The 3,893-nt window shown below is 58.8% G+C and carries 5 protein-coding genes; 3 read left to right on the plus strand and 2 right to left on the minus strand.

What is annotated here, in order from left to right:
• A partial coding sequence (locus ACH2EH_RS15530) for an MBL fold metallo-hydrolase (protein ID WP_395142949.1) occupies positions 1–239 on the minus strand: 239 nt, incomplete at its 3' end.
• 8 nt (positions 240–247) lie between these two features.
• Positions 248–1,687 carry an amidophosphoribosyltransferase gene (purF, locus tag ACH2EH_RS15535; RefSeq protein ID WP_395142951.1) on the minus strand — a complete coding sequence of 480 codons (1,440 nt, stop codon included), beginning with the start codon at positions 1,685–1,687 and terminating at the stop codon, positions 248–250.
• A 46-nt stretch (positions 1,688–1,733) separates the two neighbouring features.
• On the opposite strand from purF, the gene ACH2EH_RS15540 reads away from it, so the two are divergent.
• The 3 genes from ACH2EH_RS15540 to ACH2EH_RS15550 are packed head-to-tail and all read left to right on the plus strand — an operon-like array spanning position 1,734 to position 3,813.
• Entirely contained in the window at positions 1,734–2,177 is a 444-nt protein-coding gene (locus ACH2EH_RS15540) for an acetyl-CoA carboxylase biotin carboxyl carrier protein (RefSeq protein WP_395142953.1), read from the plus strand.
• A gap of 3 nt (positions 2,178–2,180) precedes the next feature.
• The gene (locus ACH2EH_RS15545) at positions 2,181–3,467 is read left to right on the plus strand and encodes a homoserine dehydrogenase (protein WP_395142954.1); all 1,287 of its coding nucleotides are present in this window, start codon (positions 2,181–2,183) and stop codon (positions 3,465–3,467) included.
• Position 3,468: 1 nt separating this feature from the next.
• Positions 3,469–3,813 carry a DUF6883 domain-containing protein gene (locus tag ACH2EH_RS15550; protein ID WP_395142955.1) on the plus strand — a complete coding sequence of 115 codons (345 nt, stop codon included), beginning with the start codon at positions 3,469–3,471 and terminating at the stop codon, positions 3,811–3,813.
• Positions 3,814–3,893: the final 80 nt, after the last annotated feature.

Raw genomic sequence — 3,893 nt, forward strand, 5'->3', positions numbered from 1 at the left:
GGTGTCGCCACAATCGGGACGTTGTACTTCACCGCCAGCGGCACCGCCCCCACACTATGATCGCCGTGCTCATGGGTCACCAAAACGCCACTCAGGTTCTCCAGCGCCACCCCACGCTCCCCACACCAGCGCTTGAGAGTTCGCACCCCAAGCCCTGCATCCACCAGAAGTGCCCCCTGATCAGACTTAATGAGAAATGCATTCCCCGACGAACCAGATGCAAGGCAATGGACAGTCACGTGTCGTCTTAACTCACCGGAGGTTCAAACGCCAGCTTCTCCATCCTCAAGCTGTCGGGCACGGGGATCGGGTAGTTGCCGGTGAAGCAGGCGAGGCAGAAGTTGTCCACCGGAACGGACATCGCCCGGGCAAGTCCCGCCTCGGCAAGATAGCCCAGGCTCGTCGCCCCGATCTTCTGGCGGATCGCCTCAACGGACTGGCTCGCCGCAATCAACTGATCCTGAGTCGCCATGTCAATGCCGTAGAAACACGGCCACTTCACCGGCGGCGCGGAGATGCGCACGTGCACTTCCCGCGCTCCTGCCTCCAGAAGCAAGCGCACCACTTTACCCGTTGTCGTGCCACGCACAATCGTGTCGTCCACCATGACAACGCTCTTGCCCTGAAGCGCTTCACGGATCGGGGTGAGCTTCATACGTACGCCCATCTCGCGCATGCGTTGATCCGGCTGGATAAACGTCCTCTGAATGTAGCGGTTCTTAATCAGCCCCTCGCCAAAGGGAATCCCACTCGCCTCCGCAAAACCCAGTGCTGCCGGAGTGCCTGAGTCCGGGACACCAATCACCAGATCGGCCCCCGGCGCCGGATGCTCACGAGAGAGTTCGCCGCCCATCCGTCGGCGTGCGGCATGCAGGCTCTGGCCGTACATGACAGAGTCCGGACGCGCAAAATAGATCGCCTCCAGCATGCACAGCGCCTGCCGCTTCATCGCGACCCCCGGCTCGACACGCCAGCCCTTCTCATTAATAACCACAATCTCACCCGGCATGATCTCTCGAATCAGAGTGGCACCCACCGTATTGAGCGCACAGGTCTCGCTCGCCAGCACAAATCCACCCGCATCGAGCCGCCCCAGACACAGGGGCCGGACACCGTACGGATCGCGCACCCCGATCAGCTCGTTGGGAGTAAGAATCGCCAGCGAGTACGCTCCCTCCGCTTTCTGCATCGCCAGACGCACCGCCTCCACGGCACTCTCGCCGAGGTTCTCGGCGATCAGCAGTGCCAGTGCCTCGGAATCGTTGGTGGATTCGAGCTTGTAGCCCCGTGCAATGAGTTCCGCCCGAAGAACATCGGTGTTGATTAAGTTGCCGTTGTGGGCGACGGCAACTTCCTTAGTGCCGTGCAAACACGCTGATATGGGCTGGGCATTTCGCAACACCGACGACCCCGTAGTGGAGTAGCGCGTATGCCCAATAGCGCTGTGGCCCGTCAGACGGCTCAGGATCTCCTCATCGAATACCTGTGTCACCAAACCCATATCTTTATGAAGGGCGATGCGCTTTCCATCACTCACCGCAATCCCCGCCGACTCTTGCCCCCGGTGCTGAAGCGCAAAGAGCCCGAAGAACGTCATGCGCGCCACATCTTCTCCCGGAGCCCAGACCCCAAAAACCCCACACTCCTCGTGGGGCGTATCGTCGTCAAAAAATGGCAATCGTGTCACGAACCATTGTACCTGGTTCAAATAGCGAATCGTGATAAAATGCCGCGTGTCTGATTTTCCGATTGCCCCCGAAGACCTACAGCGCCTAGCCAAGCTGGTCGAGAAGCATGATCTGGCGGAGCTTCGCTACGAAGACGGCCCCCTCCGGGTGACCTTGCGTACAACAGCCCCCCCTGCTCTTGCGACTCCTCTACCTTTGGCTACCGCCATGGCACCTCCCGTCGAGGCCGTTGCTGCTTCGGTCGCGCCTTCTGGGATCCCCATAGAGGCCCCTATCATGGGGGTTTTCTACCGATCACCCGCTCCGGGCTCCCCCCCGTTTGTGGAGATCGGCGACTCAGTGGAGAAGAACCAGCCCATCGGGATGATCGAGGCCATGAAGGTATTCTCGGAAGTTCTCGCGGATCATGCGGGCAAGGTCGTGGCGCTTCCTGCGGAGAGCGGCAAGCTCGTCCATCCGGGCGATGCCCTGATACTTCTAGAAAGCTAAGCGATGCGTCAGATCAAAATTGGAATTTTAGGTCTGGGCGTGGTTGGTTCGGGCACGGTGCGAATTCTCCAGGAAAATGCGGAGGCGATCTCCCGGCGTGTCGGAGCAGAGCTGGTGATTAAAAAAATCGCCGTACGCACCCTCGATAAAAAACGCGATGTGGACGTTGACCCGGCGCTTCTCACCGACAACTCGTTTGAGGTGATAGATGACCCGGAGATTGAGATTCTCGCGGAGCTGGTGGGGGGCGTGGATCCGTGCCACGGTTTTCTGCACCGCGCGATTCAAAACGGCAAAAATATTGTCACGGCCAACAAAGAACTGATGGCAAAGTCGGGTCACGATCTCTTAGACGCAGCAATGGCGGCTCAGAAAGACTTCTTCCTCGAAGGCTCAGTGGCGGGCGGCATTCCGATTATCGCAGCGCTCAAGGAGAGCCTGGCGGGCAACAATATCCGCGAGGTGATGGGCATTGTCAATGGCACCACCAACTATATTCTCACGCGAATGACCGAGGAAGGCGCGGACTTCACTCCCACCCTCGCCGATGCCCAGCGCTTGGGCTACGCCGAAGCGGACCCGACAAGCGATGTGGACGGCCACGATGCCGCGTACAAGCTGGCGATTCTCTCGTCACTTGCCTTTAACTCGACGGTGAACGAGGACAAAGTGACTCGGCAGGGCATCCGCCATATCCAGGCCCGCGATATCGCCGTCGCGCGGGATCTCGGCTACAAGATCAAGCTGATCGCTTCCGCGCAGTGTCATCCGGATGGCAGAATGCAGGCCCGGGTGCATCCCGCGCTCCTGCCCAATAAACACCCCCTTGCCAGTGTGAACGATGTCTTCAATGCGGTTCTTGTGCGCGGCGATGCGGTGGGCGATGTGATGTTCTACGGGCGCGGCGCGGGCAGCATGCCCACCGGAAGCGCTGTGGTCGGGGACCTGATCGCCTGCGCGCGCAATATTCTCTCGAATGCCACAGGCCGTGTCGGTTGTACGTGCCATCTGACGCGCCCCATGCTCCCCAGCGAGCAAGTGCAGAGTAAGTTCTATGTGCGTCTTCATGCGATGGATAAACCCAAAGTGCTCGCGAGCATCGCCAATGTCTACGGGGATTTTGATGTCAGCATTGAGTCCGTCGTCCAGCGCGCCCTTCCCAGCGACGAAGCCGAGATTGTCTGGGTGACCCATAAAAGCCGCGAGCACCATCTGCTTGGAGCGCTCGATGTCATCAGCCGCCTGCCCGCCGTCAGCAAAGTCTACAACTGGATTCGCGTCGAGGAGTAAGATGCACCTTGCGAACGCTGAAACTGCTGAGGTGCCCCAGGCTAAGATCGTGGACTACCTGCTGTCGTTGACGCATCGTGATGGACGTGGCAAAGCCATTTTCTTTCATGCCTATGGCTTTTCTCTGGATCGCTGGGAAGAACTTGCAATAGCCCTTCGACAACACGCAGTGAAAAACGATATAACCAAGGAGGAGGTGACTCCCTTCGGTCAGCGCTTTGTTGTCGAAGGCAAGTTCCTCGCAGTGGACGGCCGCACTCCTAATGTGCGAACCGTTTGGTTTCTGGATGAGGGAGAGACTTACCCTCGTTTCGTGACAGCGTACCCTCTGGAGGCGGAGAAATGATTCAGGAATTAGACCAGGTTGTATTGATGACTGACTTGATAGACTCTGGACTTCAGAGTGGCGATATTGGCACCGTCGTT

The sequence above is a fragment of the Armatimonas sp. genome (assembly GCF_043760365.1).
Taxonomy (GTDB): Bacteria; Armatimonadota; Armatimonadia; order Armatimonadales; family Armatimonadaceae; genus Armatimonas.